A 17,594-nucleotide genomic window follows, 5' to 3' on the forward strand; every position below is an offset into this window, starting at 1 on the left:
ATTTAACAAACTTTAATCTTCAAGGTTTACAGCCCCTTTTTGGATGAAAATAGATGGCTATTTTTCTTTGGCTTGTTTCTCTATGAATTTGTCTTTTTCTTCCTCAAATATTACAAAAATCGCATGTTATGATGTAACCAGATCAGAGATTGAAAGAATCAAAGGAGGAAGATTAGATGAACAAAAAATCATTGATGGCAGTAGCAGTATCCTTTGGGTTATTGACTGCACCGCTTGCATCAAAGGCAAATGCGGCATCATTTCCGATAAATAGTGATAAAAATAATAACGTAGAATGTCAATTTGAAGTGAAACAATTTCCGATTTCAAAAAGCTGGTTAGATAATTGGATGAATCAGCAATATCAATATGCACTGTCGATTGCGAAACAAGCTGCCAAAGCTCAGCCGAATACAACGGTAACGGAAAAAACATCTCCATCCACTCCATCGGCTAAAACGCCTACCGAAAAGAACAATACAACGGCTCCCGCTACTTCCAAAACAGGATCTTCATTAAAAGCGTACGAACAACAAGTAGTGGATTTGACGAATAAAGAAAGAGCAAAATATGGTTTACCACCATTAAAAGTAGATCCGACTTTAAGCAAAATGGCTCGCGACAAAGCCAATGACATGGCTGTTAACCACTACTTCTCTCATACGAGTCCAACATATGGATCTCCATTTGATATGATGAAACAATATGGAATCCAGTTTACAGCCGCAGGTGAAAATATTGCAGAAGGTCAACGCACTCCGGAAGAAGTGGTCAATGGCTGGATGAACAGTGAAGGTCATCGTGCGAATATCTTAAATAAAGACTACACTCATATCGGAGTTGGGTATGTAGAAAACGGAAATATTTGGACGCAAGAATTTATTAAAAAATAAATTCTTGAAGAGAGGTTTGGAAGAATCGTCAAAAAGTGAAAGAGAGGGTCCGGAAATCATTCATTTAATTGATTTCCGGACCTTCCTTTTTTGTTCTTATCAACACCGGTTTTAAGAAATAGGATTAAATTTGCATAATTTTTTTTCTCCGCTTACTATAATGATGAGAGAAGAAAATGATATATTGGGGCGAGGGGAAGGAATGAACAAAAAAACTGCATTGATTACGGGAGCGGCTAAAGGAATTGGAAAACGTACGGCCTACGCTTTAGCGCAGGCAGGCTTTAATATGACCATCAATTATTGTTCCAGCCGGCATGAAGCTGAACAATTGGCTAATGAATTACAGGAGAAGTTTGGCGTATCAACGATTGTTGTCAGCGGTGATATTACAAAGCCGGAAGATTGCCGACAGATTGTGGCACGAACGGAAGAGCAGTTTGGCAGTGTGGATGTTTTGATCCATAACGCCGGTCCTTTTATCAAAAAGCGAAAAAAGATGGAAGAATATGATGATAGTGAATGGCAATACATAGTGAATGGAAATTTGAACAGCGCGTTTTACTTATCTAAGCTGACTCTTCCTGGAATGAGAAAGAAACATTGGGGGAGGATCATCACATTTGGCTTCGATAGGGTAGAGACCGCGCCCGGTTGGATTTATCGCTCGGCGTTTGCCGCTTCGAAAACAGGGCTTGCTTCTCTGACACGAACGATTGCTCTGGAAGAAGCGGAAAACGGCATAACGGCCAATATGATTTGTCCGGGAGATATTACGGGCGATTGGAAAGAAAAAGAGATTCATGAGGCAATGGGCGTAAAGGATGATACAGTTCCTGTTGGTCGTCCAGGCACGGGGGAGGATATAGCAAGGCTGGTCGCTTTTTTATGTTCAGAGCAGTCTGATTTTATAACAGGTGCGATCATTCCTGTAACGGGAGGAAAAGACGTATTGGGAAAAGTATTTTATGAGTAGAAGACCAAGAAAGGAACGTACAACGGGAATATCGTTTCAAAGAAAATGGCAAAGACGCAGACCGAGTCAGGATCTGCTTCTTTGCCATTTTGCATGTGGAGAATATATTTTCTTTTGCACATAAACAAGACGTGTGAACAAGGTGACAGCGCCAAATGCAAGCCCTGTAATTAACCCGATCCAGTAGCCAAAAGCTTGAAGGTCCGTTGTCTTTGCCAGCAGGAACCCTAATGGGAGACCAATAATCCAGTAAGAAACGAGTGCCATGATAAAACTAAGATTGACATCTTTATATCCGCGCAACGCGCCTTGCACCGGAGCTTGAATGGCGTCTGAAAGCTGAAAGAATGCTGCAAAAGCTAGAAACTGAGTAGTTTGTTGAATGACCGCTGGCTCATGTGAATACAGCAATGCTATTTTATCCCGAAAGATAAACAACGTCACACCGGATATAATCGATAGAGTTACAGCAGTAAAAATTCCAAGACGGCTGTACTGCTCCGCATCATGGAAGCGATCGGCTCCAACTTCAAATCCCACTACGATTGTAAGCGTCATAGAGATGCTCAGTGGGATCATATACAACAACGATGCAAAATTATTGGCAGCCTGGTGAGCTGCAATGGTGACAGAACTGTATTCACTCATCATCAGCGTGACGGCAGAAAAAATACTGGTTTCGAAAAAAATGGATAACCCAATAGGCAACCCAATTTTACAAAACTCTTTCCATTTTGGAAATGAAATGCTTGGGAGTCGACGAAAAACATTGTACTTGGAAAAAGGCGGCCGTTTATGGATGATGACCGCGGCAATGATCGTGATCAACCAATAAGTAACGGCCGTTGCGTACCCGGAGCCCACTCCCCCAAAGGCGGGAAAGCCTCCTTTTCCGTAGATAAAGAGATAGTTAAAAAACACATTAATGGGCAGCGCAAGCAGCGTAATCACCATGGAGACCTTTGTTTTCCCTAGAGAATCGATAAAACCGCGGAGTACATTGTAAACAAAGAGCGGAATGATTCCGAAAGAAAGGGCGATCAAATATTTTTCTGCTACCATCCGTACCCGATGCTCTAAATTCATTCCATTTAGAATAGGATCAAGAGCAAAACTGCCGACGATGATGATGGATATGCCTAAGGCGATGGCTATGTAAACTCCTTGAATGATGGTAAAAGTAACTTCTTTCGCGTTTTTGGCCCCCAAAAACTGGGCGGTAATCGGGGTAATAGATAATAAAATTCCACCTAGTCCAGTGTATATCGGAACCCAAATCGAGGACCCTATTGCGACTCCTGCAAGATCGCTGGAAGAATAGCGGCCCGACATCATCGTATCAAAAAAGTTCATCGAATAAATGCCGATTTGCGTTATAAAAATAGGGATTAAGATCATCAAAAATTGTTTATATTTTTCTTTGAGGCTGTGCGTCTCTTTCATTGCTGCATTCCTCCAACTCCAACGATTTTCCCGATTTTGAATGCAAGGACCGTACAATACGATTATATGAAATAAAGCGCTGATGACGGCTCAGAAAATGCACTAGTCCGAACATTTTTAAAGAGAAAATCTATGAATCATTCATTCTATAGGTACTCTAACCGTCTCTTTTTTCTCGAAATAGACGGTTTTTTGACGTGTTGGCGTCCATGATAGTCTATTAAACATGATGAAAAAATTCATCTTTTTTGAGACAAAGAATGTGGCCGGGAATATCCCCGCCCGCATTCTTTAGGCGTTCATCGCTTCCTCATTATCATCATGGGATTGTTGCCGCAACAAGTGCAAAGTGTAAAGGTCTTTTGTAATTTCAAATAAATCATAGACGGGTGCTTCTTTATTAATGGATTGATACAGATGAGGACGAGTTTCATTTGCTTTCAGCGCATACGGCAATTTTTCGGCGGCTTTCAGGGAACGGATATTTTGCTTGCGAATTCTCATATAAATGGTTTCAATTCCTAGTTGATAAAATAATTCTTGAAAGAAAGCATCTTTTGCTAAACGATTATATCCTTTTCCGTGATATGGCTTTCCGAGCCATGTGCCTAAAAACCCGGAATGGTTTTCAATATCATATAAATTGATCGTACCAATGGGGTTTCCCCATTCGTCAAGAATTGTTCTGGATATGAGTTCGCCGCGCTCCTCTGCTTCCATCATTTGTTTGGTTAAAAATAAAAATTCTTCTTGTGAATAAGCTTTATGGCGAACAAACGGGAAGACATCTGGATGCTTCATCAATTCAAAAAGTAATGGGGCTTCCTGCAGGTCTCTTTTCTTTAACAAGTAAAATCCCTCCTCAAGAGGGCAGAAGTCAGGAAAATCGATTCTTCCACCCTCGAAATTTTTCATAAACTTCATAAAAAATTTCGGGGTGGGAATCGAACCCACTAGAACCAGTCAAGACTGGTGGCGCACCATTTGCCTTCCCTAAAACTTGCTTTCTGAAATGAGAAATCATCTCTCATGATATGACCTATTCGTTAAAACTGGCTTTATCTTCCGTTCACAAAAGCATAAACGGCATGTGTCCGGAATGACATCAGTAAGCTGATTGTATATTACAAAAATAAATTGTATTTGAAAATAGTCATTTTGTTAAGTTTTTATGTCCATTTTATAAATTTTTATTGTTTTCAGTCTTTCGTTCGTTCTTTTTATGGTTTTGATCATACAAGAACATAGGGGTACAAGGCAAGAAATGAACACTTGGAAATCGTGAATTTTTATCTAAAGAGCAAACTATAATGGGGGCAGTGAAAGAATCGACATGACGGTTTTAAATAGTGTTTCTCTACTCCTGAATTAGCCTGTCACCTAAAACTGAACGCACGTTGCATAACATGAATGAAGTCATATTGATACGGATGAATAAATTTTATTAAAAAACCTTCCATAAAAAAGCGCCCCCGGGTATTTCAGCGGAGAACAACGAATGATTCCGGGGGCACAGCAACTCGAAGCTAATTGATTTTCGTTGAACTTGCAAAAGTATGAAAAGATGAATCTCACTTTCGCTTTTTTTCGTTGCGACTGCCGTATGAAAAAAGGCTTCTATGAACGTTTTTTCTGTTTGAAAGTTTTCCATCCTAAATAGAGGACCAAACTGATTACGGCCAAAATCGCAATCGGGGTCACATATTTTCCGGCAACGGATTTCACTGCTTCCCAGTGGGTGCCAAGCTGCATTCCTAAAAGCATGAACAATATAGTCCACGGTATCATGGCAGCTAATGTGTAAAGCAAAAATAATCGCAATGACATTTTGGAAAATCCGGCCGGCAAAGAGATGGCATGACGCACTACAGGTATAAATCGAGCTGTGAAAATCACGAAAGGCCCGTATTTGTTAAACCATCGTTCCGAAGCATCTATATGAGATTCTTTGATGAATAAATATTTTCCGTATTTTTGAAAAAATGGTCTTCCTGCATATTTACCTAACCAGTATAGAAAAATTTGGGCAATCGTCCCGCCGATTACACCTGCTATGAAGGCACCAACAAACGACAATTTTCCTTGGGAGACTAAAAATCCTCCATAGCTTAAAACGATTTCGCTTGGAATAATTTCGATCATCAATGCTAGAGCGATTCCAAAGTAGCCAAGATTACCTAAAAAAGTAATGAGCTGATGAGTAAACTGTTCCATTCTTTCTCTCCTCTGTAAAACTTTCATATACTGCCACAATAAATTATAATACTTACCATTCAATCATAATAGTAAAAAATAAAAAAGGCGAAAAAAGACGGAAACAGTTTGATTATGATTACAATATTCCAACCGCTAACCGTTGGAATGGTTTTAATCAATAGTAGTTTTTCCTCATTTTTCTGCACTCTTAAAAAAGCTTGTTTACGAACAAAGCCCCATTCGAACGGGGCAACTTGCATACATAAAGGAAACGATGGAGGGAACGCTAAAAAAGATTCCAGTTCGTCATTTGTCAATCCGAACGATGAGCAATGGAGCTATCAATCGGAATGAAGCAATCGAGGCAGACGGACGGATAAAGAAAAAACGGACTTGATCGTTGGATAAAGCTGTGATAGCCATCAACGTTCATTCAAGTTGCTTGCAATTATACTTGGAGAATGATAAAATTTTTATCAAAATCAAAAGTACATGGAATGTTTATACATTATCATGGCCGAAACGCCTTTTGATTAAGTAGGATATGAGCAAGGAGAAAAATTTCATATGTTCCTTCGGGGCAGGGTGAAATTCCCGACCGGCGGTGATGAACATGATGTTCAAAGCCCGTGACCCGTGCGCCTTTTCGGTGTACGGTGGATTTGGTGAAATTCCAAAGCCGACAGTGAAAGTCTGGATGGGAGAAGGAGGAAGCGTTAAAAAAAGGAGTATTTTAACGCTTATTTCGCAATGAATTTAAAAGGCCCCGCATTTTTGCGGGGCTTTTCAATTGGAAATTCCTTACTTCATAAAATTCATGTTGGACAAGGTAGGATCATTATTCTGCTCGCTTCTTTTTGACAAGCAAATAGACGGCTATTCTGTAATATGAGGAGGGTTGCTCCCCAAATGCTGAAAGAAGACTATATGAAATTCGCGTTGAAATTGGCGGAGAGTGTAAACGGCCAGACATCCCCCAATCCTCCTGTAGGCAGCGTGGTTGTGAAAAAAGGTCGAATCATCGGAATGGGCGCTCATTTAAAAGCAGGCGAACGCCATGCTGAACGGATCGCCTTGGATATGGCAGGATCCGAAGCTGAAGGCGCCGATGTGTACGTAACTTTGGAGCCTTGCTCCCACTACGGCAAAACGCCCCCGTGCGCAGATTATTTAATTGAAAAGCGTGTAAAAAGGGTTTTTGTCGCTACTCTGGATCCAAACCCGCTCGTTGCAGGAAAAGGGATTCAAAAGCTAAAAGATGCCGGAATTGAAGTAGAAACTGGCATTTGCGGTCAGGAAGCCAAACAGTTATATAGGCCATTTTTCCATTTTATTCAAACCAAAACCCCGTTTGTCACTATTAAAACAGCCGTCACGGCAGATGGGAAGATTGCAACTGCTGCTCACGACAGCAAATGGATCACAAGCGAGCAATCCCGCCAGGATGTTCATCTTCTTAGAAAAAATCATGATGCTATCCTTGTAGGCATCCATACCGTTCTTCATGACAATCCCCTCCTTACCGTTCGATTGCCCCAAGGTGAAAAGAATCCTATACGCGTCATTTTAGACACCCACTTGCGTATTCCAAATGATGCAAATGTTATAACCAATAAAGACAGCGAAACGATAGTGGTTTGTGGCTGTAATGCTTCCGAGAAAAAAGAACTTGATCTAATCCGTTTAGGTGTTACGGTCATAAGGCAAAAAAGCCAAGATGTTTCTATTGCCGAATTGCTTCAGGAGCTGGGCAGACGCGGAATCATGACGCTTCTGGTTGAAGGCGGTTCAGAGGTCAATGGATCTTTTCTTCAAGAAAAGGCTTTTCAGCGATTGATTTTATACATGGCTCCAAAAATTATTGGCGGTAGAGAAGCTCTTACATCGTTTTCTGGAAAAGGAGTAGAAAAGATAGCGGATTCCCTTCCGTTAACTTTTGAGAAAGTAGAAATGGTAGGCCCGGATGTGAAAATAACCGCATCGGTCAAAGAATAGAAAAGGTTTGACTGCATTCCATTGTGGTTCAAAAGGAGGGACGTAAGTGTTTACAGGGATCGTAGAGGAAATAGGCGTTGTTGAACAAGTGTTAAAAGGCAGTCAGTCTCTGGAGCTATTGATTCGAGCAGAAAAGATTGTAGAGGACGTACATCTTGGCGACAGCATTTCGGTGAATGGAGTTTGTTTAACCGTAACATCGTTTAGCGATACAACGTTTTCAGCTGATGTAATGCCGGAGACGTTCCGCGATACTTCGCTTCGACAGCTTGTTCCCGGCAGCAAGGTGAATCTGGAGAGAGCCATGCCGGCTAACGGCAGATTTGGCGGACATTTTGTCAGCGGACATGTGGACGGTGTGGGAACGATTGTTTCAATACAGCCGGTCGATAATGCCCTGTATATGACCATTTCAGCGCCGCCGGAGCTTTCACGCTATTTTATGAAGAAAGGATCGGTTGCGATAGACGGCACCTCACTCACCATTTTTCGCACAGGGAATGGATTATTGACCATCTCTCTCATTCCCCATACACAAGAAGAGACGATTTTAGCGTCCAAAAAAGTAGGGGATCTCGTGAATATAGAATGCGACATGTTAGCCAAGTATGTGGATCATTTGATGAGCATGGGATTGCGTTCATCAGAATCTAGAATTTCTCTGGATTTTTTGAAAGAAAACGGCTTCGCCGATTAAAGAAAGGGTGATTGAGTATGTTCGCTTCCATTGAAGAAGCTGTGGAGGATTTAAAGGCAGGAAAGGTAATCATTGTCGTGGACGATGAAGATCGAGAAAACGAAGGCGATTTTATTGGATTAGGGGAAAAAGCAACGCCGGAAATGATTAATTTTATGGCAAAAGAAGGCCGGGGCCTGATTTGCGTTCCGATTTCGGAAGAAAAAGCTCGCCAGCTTGAGCTGAAAATGATGACCAATCAAAACACGGATTCGCTCGGAACGGCGTTTACCGTCAGCATCGATCATATCAGCACCCGAACAGGAATCAGCGCATTTGAACGTGCCAAAACCGTTCAGGAGATTGTGAACGATGACACGACACAATATGATTTTAAAAAACCCGGCCACATCTTTCCGTTGATTGCAAAAGAAGGCGGTGTCTTAAAACGGGCTGGCCATACGGAAGCCGCTGTAGATTTGGCAAAATTGGCAGGAGCGAAACCCGTTGGAGTCATCTGCGAGATAATGAATGAAGATGGCACGATGGCAAGAGTGCCGCAGTTAAAAGAAATCGCTGAACGATTTTCTTTAAAGATGATTACGATACAAGATTTGATTGAATATCGGCGCAAACAAGAAAAACTGATTAAAAGAGAAGTGGAAATCGAGCTCCCAACGCATTTTGGGCATTTCCGAGCCGTTGGCTATTCGGAAGTGCTCACAGGGAAAGAACATGTGGCGCTCGTAAAAGGAGATATCGACAATGGAGAGCCCGTACTTGTGAGAGTTCATTCTGAATGTTTAACGGGCGATGTATTCGGTTCTTATCGCTGCGATTGCGGTCCCCAGCTTGCCGCTGCCCTTGAACAAATTGAAAAAGAAGGTCGAGGCGTCCTTTTGTATATGAGACAGGAAGGAAGAGGAATTGGCCTTCTCAATAAATTGAAAGCCTACAAGCTTCAAGAACAAGGTTTTGACACAGTAGAGGCAAACCATAAATTGGGATTTCCGGCTGATTTGCGCGATTACGGGATCGGAGCGCAAATTTTACGAGATTTAGGTGTGACGAAAATGCGTCTAATGACGAATAATCCGAAGAAAATCGCGGGATTAAAAGGCTATGGATTGGAAATAGTCGAGCGGGTGCCGATTGAAATGCCGCCGAAGAAAGAAAACGAAGCGTATTTGCGGACAAAAATGGAAAAAATGGGCCACCTGCTTCATATATAATCGTTGTGATACAGATAAATAAAGAGGAGGAACTATTATGGCAAAAGTTTTAGAAGGAAATTTAGTAGGAACTGGATTAAAAATCGGAATCGTCGTATCTCGTTTTAATGAATTTATAACAAGTAAGTTAGTAAGCGGAGCTGAAGATGCTCTTGTACGCCATGGTGTAAATCGAGATGATATTGAGGTTGCGTGGGTGCCTGGAGCATTTGAAATCCCATTAATCGCCAAAAAAATGGCGGAATCCGGTCGTTATGACGCCGTTATTGCTTTAGGTACCGTCATTCGCGGGGCTACTGCTCACTTTGATTATGTAAGCAGTGAAGCGACGAAAGGAGTAGCGCAGGCAAGTTTGCAAACAGAAGTTCCGGTTATTTTTGGCATCTTAACCACTGAAACCATCGAACAAGCCATTGAAAGAGCAGGAACGAAAGCAGGAAACAAAGGTGCAGAAGCAGCTGTGAGCGCCATTGAAATGGCTAATCTGTTGAAACAATTAAATCAATAACTGATCAAGCGTATGCAAGCGGCGAAGAAGCCATTTCTTTTTCACATGAAAAAGCCAGCTCCAAACAAGTTTCTTCGCCGAAATTCTCAATTGCCCTTCTTGATTGTTTGTAATATGATAATTTTATTAACCTAGAAGACGGAGGGGTTCGGAGTGAAGTTGAAATTTACGAAATGCCATGGATCCGGCAATGATTTTCTGTTGATAGACGAAGAGGAGCTGGACTATTCCTTTACAGATAAAGATCGTCAAAATTTGGCTATCGCTTTATGCGACCGTTCAAGCGGCATCGGTGCGGACGGCATCTTATTTGTCCTCCCAAGCGAGAAAGCAGATGCAAAAATGCGCATTTTTAATGCTGATGGTTCGGAAGCTTCTATGTGCGGAAACGGTTTGCGTTGTGTAGGGCGTTATGTATGTGAACGGCTAGGAAAAGATCACATTGTCGTTGAGACGATGAAAGCGGATCTTCATGTTCAAAAGAGCGAACCGATTTTTGGCGACATTCCCACTTATACAGTGGAAATTTCACCCGTCTTGTTTCAATTGGACGCATTGCCAATGAACATCGATAAGGAACAATTGATGAATGAAAAAATCCCTCAATTGTCCGATCAATTGATGTTTTCCGCCGTGGCAGTGCCGAATCCGCACTTAATCAGCGTGGTGGATACGGAACACCTTTTTACAAATGAACAAAAGCAAATTGCTGAATATGTGAACGGACCAAATGATCTCTTCCCGGATGGGGTGAATGTCAGTTTCGTAAAACCGTTGGAAAAAGGTACGATCTATGTTCGTACATATGAACGAGGTGTCGGCTTTACAAATGCTTGCGGCACAGCCATGTCAGCTTCGACTTTGATCACATGTCTGCTTGGCTACAATGAGAAGGAATCGGAAATTCAGGTCTATAACCCCGGAGGAAAAGTTCGTTGTGCCGTTCATCAAAAAAGCAACGGCGATTACTATATGGATTTAATCGGAAATGCCACTTATTTATATCATGCCGAGATCGACTTGGACGTCAAGAAACCGGAAACTTTTACATGGATCCATAAAACCGAATTAGAGGAACAACAGCAGTACGAAGAGCTGGAACAGCACGCCAAAGACTATCTCTCTCAGTTTTTGAAAGTGGAAATATAAAAAAGAGTAAAGGGGACTGCTCCATTAGTCAGTAAAATGACTCGGGGGGCACCCTTTTTTCATGTAAGCTTTCTATCAAACGTTGTGGAATATATGCGAAATTCACTCGCTTTCCGCAGGCAATCCATGAGCCTTCTCGCTTACCCCCGCAAAAAGGTCTCACCTGACTCAGCTTTTACTAGCAGGAGGCTCGCTTAATTCCCAATTATCACAGTGTAAAAGCATCGTCTTTTCCATAATGATGTAAGCGCACCTTAATACTGTGTTTGTTTCCGAAAGAAGGAATCCGACGAGAAAATAATTTTTTATTTGGTCGGTTTTTCTTGATTGAGCATTTTGCATATTTTTTGACCCAAGAGCCATAAGGATTTCAAAGACACAAAAAAGGACTTCACCCCTAAAATGTAGAATTTTTGAAGTGACGAAACCACAAAAATTCAAAAGGAGGAAGTCACTTTGTATATTCTACAAGAAAGCCTATTTTCCTTTGAAGAACTGCAAAAATTAGAGTCAAAAGAGAAATTACCTATCTTTTTTAGCTCGCTTGATTTACGCCCTTATGCTAAACAGTTGAGAAGTTCTTCACCCCGAGGGGCTGACGGTCATTCCAGAGAAGGGATTCTAAGGGCTCTCATCGCTGCCCCACTCGAAGGCATCGACACCTTTACCGCCCTTCATCATCGATTGGATAAAGACCTTCGTTTCCGTTATCAATGCGGTTTATCGATTGATCGCCCCGCACCGTCTATCTCCACTCTCAGCCGGGTTTTTGCGGCACTTACCAAAAAAAAGCTGGCTGAAAAGATCTTCCTTGACTTGGTACAGTTAGCTCAGGAGGAAGGAATAATTGACGGCAGCCACCAGGCCATCGACAGTGCCGCCATTGATGCCTATGAAAAGAAACAGCCCAAAAAGCGTAGTGAACAAACGGGTAATGCCAATTGGGGCGCAAAATATGATTCCTTCGGCAATAAAATTACCTGGTTTGGCTATAAGATGCATCTTTCAGTCGATACCGCAAGCGAACTGCCAATGGCCATAAAAGTAACCCCTGCCCATGTGAACGATGGAGAAGTCGCACCAGAATTAATAGAGCAAGTGGCAGAGCGTACCAAATCCAAAATTGAATTTCTGATCATGGATGGCGGATATGACCAACTAAAAAACTATGAATCAGCCAAAAACATTGGAGCGCAAGCCATTATCCCGCTCAATTTGCGCAACGAAAAAGAGCCTCCTGAAGGGATTTCTTCCAATGGAACTCCGCGTTGTTCCATGGGTTATGAAATGACTTATTGGGGAGCTGATAAGGACCAGCTCAAGTTCAGATGTCCTCACGCAACCGGCAAAGTGGATTGCCCATTAGGAATGGCAGCCTGTTCATCTTCCAACTATGGAATGGTGGTAAAAGTCGACATCAAAAAGGATGTGCGCCGATATTCCAATCCGCACCGTGATACAAAACGTTGGAAAGAGCTTTACAACGAGAGGACAAGTGTAGAACGCTGTAATTCAAGAATGAAAAGCTACCTTACGGCGAACTCCCTACATGTATGGGGAATTGAAAAAGTAAAGACCCATATTTACCTGAACGCTATTGTATTACTTGTTTCAGCGCTAGCGATGGCAAAGGAAAATAAAGGGAAGAAAGCCGCTTAAAAAAAATTCAATGTGAAAAATTCTGTAGGCATGCCCGAAAACAAGATTATTGTAATATTTTGTAAAATAACAAGCTGGTAGCTATTTGTCGAGTGCTTTATTTTTTATACTTTTATCCAAAAAATCTAATTTTGCAAAATGCTCGATTAAAAGGTCTTTTTTTGTATGAAAATCAATCGTTTCCTAATCAGCAATTGGAATTTCTGGCTTGTCCTTTTTGTATAAGCCAGTCTTTTTAATCCAGTTGAGGCAATGCGTTGATAATTTCGGCAAAGGGTTGATCGACTTTGGCTTCGAAAAAGAAGGCAAATGGACATAAAGTTGTTTCCATTCGTTTCAATACCCAATCGATCGTGCATTGGCTTGGTGTGAATTGATCGAGTTCTTCCCAGTATAAAGGACAAGCGACAAGACCTTTCTCGTTTCCTCTGGCTGAATAAGGTGCAATGATTGTTTTTCCTTGTCGATATTGAACGTAATCGATGTACAAGCGTCTGCCTCTTTTTTTCTTTAAACGTTCGATTGTGAACATTTCCGGTTTTTTCGATACGAGGTAGCGGGCAATTAGTTCCGTAAACGATCCCGTTTCGGCAAATGTAAATGTCTCCGGAAGCGGTATATATACTTGCAGACCTTTATTTCCTGAAAATTTGACAAACGTTTTCAAGTTTAGTTGATCAAAAATTTCTTTCATATCTTTTGCAGCCTGAACGGCCAATGAAAACTCTTTTGGACTAGGAGGGTCCAGATCAAAAACAATTTCGCTGACATAGGAGGAATGGATGGAATGAAAGGGGACATGAAATTCAATGGCCAATTGATTGCCGAGCCAAATCAGTGTTTCCAGGGAATTGCAAACAATATAATTGATTCCGTCCATTTTCTTCGTTTCGACAAAATCCGGTGCATAGTCCGGGCAGTTTTTTTGAAAAAAAGCTTCGTCCTCTACTCCATGTGGATATCGGATCACCGTTAATGCTCTATCCTTTAAGAAAGGGAGCATTCTTGGAGCCGTTTTCCGCAAGTAGGAAAGGTAATCGAGTTTTGTATAACCGCAAGCAGGCCATATGGGTTTTAATGGGTGGGTGATCTCCACTTGCTCAGGAATATGGAGGCTATCAAGGCGAAATTGTTCCCATGTACATTCCTCAGGTGTGGTGGAAAATAAAAATTGATGAAAATAAGGTTCTCTCAAGCCCTCTTTTTGCCACTCTAAATAAAATAACTCTACACAAATCCCTGGCTTTATATAATATACGTCTTCTTTTTTTTCAAAAGCATTTTGACGAATAATTTGATTTAAGGCCTCTTTTTCTTTTTTCGGAATTCCCGCTTGAAAAAGGCCGATAGGAAAAATGTTTTTATCCTTGTAAACAGCTATATCATAGTAGCCGTTCGCTTCATGAAAAGCCGTCACGAAGCAACGGGCTTTCTTCCAGTTTTTGATTTTGATCCAGTTTCCGGACCTTTTTCCTTCCCATATAGACTCCTGTTTTTTTGCTACAATTCCTTCTCCAAAATGGAGAGATACAAAATCTTTTAAGGTCGACAATTCACGGAATGATGGTATCATTTGAATTCTCGATTCGGCAGAAGGTTTCGGAGACAAGCTCCAACCGAAAGATTCGAATACTCGATAAAGTTGTTCTTTCCGTTTTTCAAAAGGTTGGCTTTTTATGGATTGTCCTTTTATTTCCAATAGATCAAAAACGAGGTATGTACAAGGGAAAAAGGATGCTTTTTCCGCTATTTTAGAAGGGGACCGCATTCGACCTCTTGTTTGCACGACAGAAAAATTGGATTTACCCTCCGATTGTAGTGCGGCCAATTCCCCATCGAACACGAGTGGCAAAAATGAAGAAGCCTTTTTTTGAAACGGCTTCAAAAAATTTTCGATTTCGGGAAATAAGGGCAAAATATTTTGGCCGTTACGACTGAGAAGCTGAACGGTTTCTTTCGTCCATATTAATTGGGCGCGAAAGCCATCATATTTTGTTTCATAAAGCCAGTTTCCTTTTTCGGGAAAAGTCATTTTTAGTTCAGGCATCATGAATTGCATGTGTCTTGCCCCTTTCTTGTCTATTTGTATCTTTTGAACGGCCGTTGTTTTTATACATAGCAAAAGTTAAAATGAATAACGTTTAAACGGCGGCGAAAAATAATAAAAAACGAAAAGAGGGTTTGTATGCATACAATTTGGAAAGGGAGCATCAGCTTCGGACTCGTGAATATCCCGATTAAATTGCACGCCGCGACTGAAGATAAAGATATTTCGTTAAGATCTTTGCATAAGGTGTGTCATACTCCAATTAAATATGAAAAAGTTTGTCCAGTCTGTGAAACGGAATTGAAACCAGAGGATATTGTCAAAGGATATGAAGTGGCAAAAGGAAAATTTGTCGTGTTAGAAGATCATGAACTGGAAGAATTAAAAAAGCAAACAGAGGAAAAAGCCGTTGAAATTATTGATTTCATCCAACTAAGTGACATAGATCCCATTTATTTTAATAAAAGTTATTATATGTCTCCCAATGAAGGGGGAGCAAAAGCGTATACGCTGCTTCGAAAAGCCCTTTTGGAATCGGAAAAAGCGGGGCTGGCTAAAATTGTGATGCGTTCTAAAGAACAATTGGCCGTCATTAGAGTTTATAATCATACATTGCTCATGGAGACGATCCACTATCCAGATGAAGTTCGAAATGCGGAGGAAGTTCCGAACGTTCCGGTCAAAGACAACATTACAAAAAAAGAGCTTGATACCGCTCTTTTACTGATTGATCAGTTGACAACTCCATTTGAGCCGGAAAAGTATGAAGACGAGTATCGCAACCGTTTGATGGAATTAATTGAATCGAAGCGGACAGGAGAAGACTTGGTTACACCAACTACAAAAGAACCAAGAGGGAATGTCACAGACTTGATGGCCGCGCTTCAAGCGTCGATCGACCGAACGAAACCGAAGACAGCTACGCCAAAACGGAAAAGAGCGGCGGCGAAAAAGAAAGCGTAGCTAGTCGTATAAATATGGGGGAACGTAAAGATGAATCAAAGAGAGAGAAACCGATCAGCGGCTTATTTTATTGCCATAACCGTTTTGTTTCTCTTTTCCGTTTGGACATTTATTGAAATTGTGGACGAACTGAAAAGACATAAAATCGAACATTTTGATACGGCTATTATCACCTTTGTGCAATCGTGGATTTCTCCTGATTTAACGGCTTTTATGAAAGGTATCACTTTTTTTGGATCGGCCAAATGGATTACAACATGCGTTATCGTGGTCAGCTTGTTGTTATGGCTGAAAAAAGAAAGGCTTTACGCTTTGTTTTTCGCTCTAACCGTTTCATTAGGGACTGCATTTAACCATTTATTAAAACAAATATTTGAAAGAAAACGACCAGATATTCAGCCGTTGATTCATGAAAAAGGATTTAGCTTCCCAAGCGGCCATTCCATGGCTTCTTTTGTGATGTACGGGACGCTTGCTTTTTTGCTGTTTGAACTTTTGGAGCATAGACCTGCGAAATGGTTTGGAGCGGTTATGGCCTCCTTGTTTATTCTGCTGGTCGGACTAAGCAGAATTTATTTAGGCGTCCATTATCCTAGCGATGTAATTGGAGGATATACAGCCGCTGCCATTTGGCTGATCTTTTCTTTGTTTATTTTTCATTTAGTAGAATTTATCGTAAAGAAAAAATTTCATAAAAGGCCTTCGGATCGTGAGTAATGGAAAGGTGGGGCATGATTGGAAAGTGAAAGCTAATCTTACATTTTGCTAGATAATATGATATAGTGATGATAGAATTGAATATATTTTCATTTACACTGGGGGAGCCAAAAATTGGTTTGGCTGAGAGTAAGGCCCGTAAAGCCTTTAACCCTTTAAACCTGATCTGGGTGATGCCAGCGTAGGGAAGTGCTTCTTGTGACGAAAACTTATTGATGTTGTTTTCGTTATTTGAAAAATAAGACCCGGACCCCAGTGTTTTGCGCTGGGGTTTTTTGCTGGCTTGTAAAAAAGATTGTGAATGTACTGGAGGCGTTCAAATTGAAAACTGCATTAACCATTGCCGGCTCTGATTCAGGTGGAGGAGCAGGAATTCAAGCCGATCTTAAAACGTTTTCCGCACTTGGAGTATACGGCATGTCGGTCATTACGGCTGTGACGGCACAAAATACGAAGGAAGTTCGATCGGTTCAAAATATTGATGTAGAAGTGATTCAAGATCAAATAGAAGCGGTTTTGGATGATTTGCCGGTAGATGGGATCAAAATTGGGATGTTGTCTACAGAAGAGATTATCAAAACCGTCTCTAAATGCCTGAAAGAGGTTCGCAATATTCCGATTGTATTAGATCCGGTGATGATATCCAAAAGCGGACATCCTTTATTAAGAGACGATGCTGTCTCCGCGTCAATTCAATTTTTGCTCCCGCTCAGCTATATCATCACACCCAATCTTCCAGAAGCAGAAGTGTTGGCGAATATGAAAATTACGGATCAAGACGATATGGTGAAAGCGGCTGAAATCATTCTGGAGAAAGGTCCAAAGTATGTTTTGGTGAAAGGCGGGCATTTGGAAGGAGAAGCAGCTGACCTTTTCTATGATGGTGAACAATATCGATGGATAAAAGGAGAACGGATTCAAACGAAAAACACCCATGGGACAGGCTGTACATTGTCATCTGCGATATGCGCTTTCTTGGCTCGAGGTGAACAGCCTTTTACGGCAGTTGAAAAGGCCAAAGATTATATTACGACCGCCATTCGCCACAGCCTGGAAATAGGCGGGGGGCACGGACCAACCCACCATTTTTATGATTTATATCAAAAAGCTGGATTATTATAGAACTCTGCAGAGGAGAAG

Annotated in this window: 15 protein-coding genes and 2 riboswitches; of the genes, 11 read left to right on the forward strand and 4 right to left on the reverse strand. The window is 41.3% G+C overall.

Going from position 1 to position 17,594, the window contains the following annotated elements; translation table 11 throughout:
• Positions 1–176: 176 nt before the first annotated feature.
• Both N1I87_RS07600 and N1I87_RS07605 read left to right on the forward strand, forming a co-directional pair.
• Positions 177–893, forward strand: coding sequence for a CAP domain-containing protein (locus tag N1I87_RS07600; RefSeq protein ID WP_341101214.1), 717 nt, complete (start codon positions 177–179; stop codon positions 891–893).
• A gap of 202 nt (positions 894–1,095) precedes the next feature.
• A complete protein-coding gene (locus tag N1I87_RS07605) occupies positions 1,096–1,869 on the forward strand; it encodes an SDR family oxidoreductase (RefSeq protein ID WP_341101216.1) in 774 nt (257 codons plus the stop codon).
• Between the two features lie 66 nt (positions 1,870–1,935).
• On the opposite strand, the gene N1I87_RS07610 is transcribed toward N1I87_RS07605, so the two are convergent.
• The 3 genes from N1I87_RS07610 to N1I87_RS07620 all read right to left on the reverse strand — a co-directional run bounded on the left by N1I87_RS07610 (position 1,936) and on the right by N1I87_RS07620 (position 5,526).
• Positions 1,936–3,312, reverse strand: coding sequence for an MATE family efflux transporter (locus N1I87_RS07610; protein ID WP_341101218.1), 1,377 nt, complete (start codon positions 3,310–3,312; stop codon positions 1,936–1,938).
• A gap of 291 nt (positions 3,313–3,603) precedes the next feature.
• Positions 3,604–4,161, reverse strand: a complete 558-nt coding sequence (locus N1I87_RS07615; protein WP_048623505.1) for a GNAT family N-acetyltransferase — start codon at positions 4,159–4,161, stop codon at positions 3,604–3,606.
• A 768-nt stretch (positions 4,162–4,929) separates the two neighbouring features.
• Positions 4,930–5,526 (reverse strand): DedA family protein, encoded by a 597-nt coding sequence (locus tag N1I87_RS07620; protein WP_341101220.1) that lies wholly within the window; start codon positions 5,524–5,526, stop codon positions 4,930–4,932.
• Positions 5,527–6,075: 549 nt separating this feature from the next.
• Positions 6,076–6,221: riboswitch (FMN riboswitch) on the forward strand.
• 196 nt (positions 6,222–6,417) lie between these two features.
• On the opposite strand from N1I87_RS07620, the gene ribD reads away from it, so the two are divergent.
• The 6 genes from ribD (at position 6,418) to N1I87_RS07650 (ending at position 12,727) form a co-directional block, all read left to right on the forward strand.
• Complete coding sequence (gene ribD / locus N1I87_RS07625) at positions 6,418–7,503, forward strand: bifunctional diaminohydroxyphosphoribosylaminopyrimidine deaminase/5-amino-6-(5-phosphoribosylamino)uracil reductase RibD (protein WP_341101222.1); 1,086 nt, start codon at positions 6,418–6,420, stop codon at positions 7,501–7,503.
• 46 nt (positions 7,504–7,549) lie between these two features.
• On the forward strand, positions 7,550–8,200 hold the full coding sequence (locus tag N1I87_RS07630; RefSeq protein ID WP_341101223.1) for a riboflavin synthase: 651 nt from the start codon (positions 7,550–7,552) through the stop codon (positions 8,198–8,200).
• A gap of 17 nt (positions 8,201–8,217) precedes the next feature.
• The gene (locus N1I87_RS07635) at positions 8,218–9,411 is read left to right on the forward strand and encodes a bifunctional 3,4-dihydroxy-2-butanone-4-phosphate synthase/GTP cyclohydrolase II (protein WP_048623501.1); all 1,194 of its coding nucleotides are present in this window, start codon (positions 8,218–8,220) and stop codon (positions 9,409–9,411) included.
• Between the two features lie 37 nt (positions 9,412–9,448).
• Positions 9,449–9,919 carry a 6,7-dimethyl-8-ribityllumazine synthase gene (ribH, locus tag N1I87_RS07640; protein WP_003354975.1) on the forward strand — a complete coding sequence of 157 codons (471 nt, stop codon included), beginning with the start codon at positions 9,449–9,451 and terminating at the stop codon, positions 9,917–9,919.
• 153 nt (positions 9,920–10,072) lie between these two features.
• Positions 10,073–11,068, forward strand: coding sequence for a diaminopimelate epimerase (dapF, locus tag N1I87_RS07645; RefSeq protein WP_341029804.1), 996 nt, complete (start codon positions 10,073–10,075; stop codon positions 11,066–11,068).
• 456 nt (positions 11,069–11,524) lie between these two features.
• The gene (locus N1I87_RS07650) at positions 11,525–12,727 is read left to right on the forward strand and encodes a transposase (protein ID WP_063210481.1); all 1,203 of its coding nucleotides are present in this window, start codon (positions 11,525–11,527) and stop codon (positions 12,725–12,727) included.
• A gap of 235 nt (positions 12,728–12,962) precedes the next feature.
• On the opposite strand, the gene N1I87_RS07655 is transcribed toward N1I87_RS07650, so the two are convergent.
• Positions 12,963–14,786, reverse strand: a complete 1,824-nt coding sequence (locus N1I87_RS07655; protein ID WP_341101225.1) for a DNA ligase D — start codon at positions 14,784–14,786, stop codon at positions 12,963–12,965.
• 126 nt (positions 14,787–14,912) lie between these two features.
• Between N1I87_RS07655 and ku the strand changes: the two genes are divergently transcribed.
• The 3 genes from ku to thiD all read left to right on the forward strand — a co-directional run bounded on the left by ku (position 14,913) and on the right by thiD (position 17,576).
• Entirely contained in the window at positions 14,913–15,737 is an 825-nt protein-coding gene (ku, locus tag N1I87_RS07660) for a non-homologous end joining protein Ku (RefSeq protein WP_003354978.1), read from the forward strand.
• A gap of 30 nt (positions 15,738–15,767) precedes the next feature.
• A complete protein-coding gene (locus N1I87_RS07665) occupies positions 15,768–16,454 on the forward strand; it encodes a phosphatase PAP2 family protein (protein WP_341101226.1) in 687 nt (228 codons plus the stop codon).
• A 90-nt stretch (positions 16,455–16,544) separates the two neighbouring features.
• Positions 16,545–16,659, forward strand: a riboswitch (TPP riboswitch).
• A gap of 116 nt (positions 16,660–16,775) precedes the next feature.
• On the forward strand, positions 16,776–17,576 hold the full coding sequence (gene thiD / locus N1I87_RS07670; protein WP_341101228.1) for a bifunctional hydroxymethylpyrimidine kinase/phosphomethylpyrimidine kinase: 801 nt from the start codon (positions 16,776–16,778) through the stop codon (positions 17,574–17,576).
• Positions 17,577–17,594 lie beyond the last annotated feature (18 nt).

The organism is Bacillus sp. FSL W8-0102, assembly GCF_038007225.1.
GTDB lineage: Bacteria > Bacillota > Bacilli > Bacillales > DSM-4216 > Bacillus_O > Bacillus_O smithii.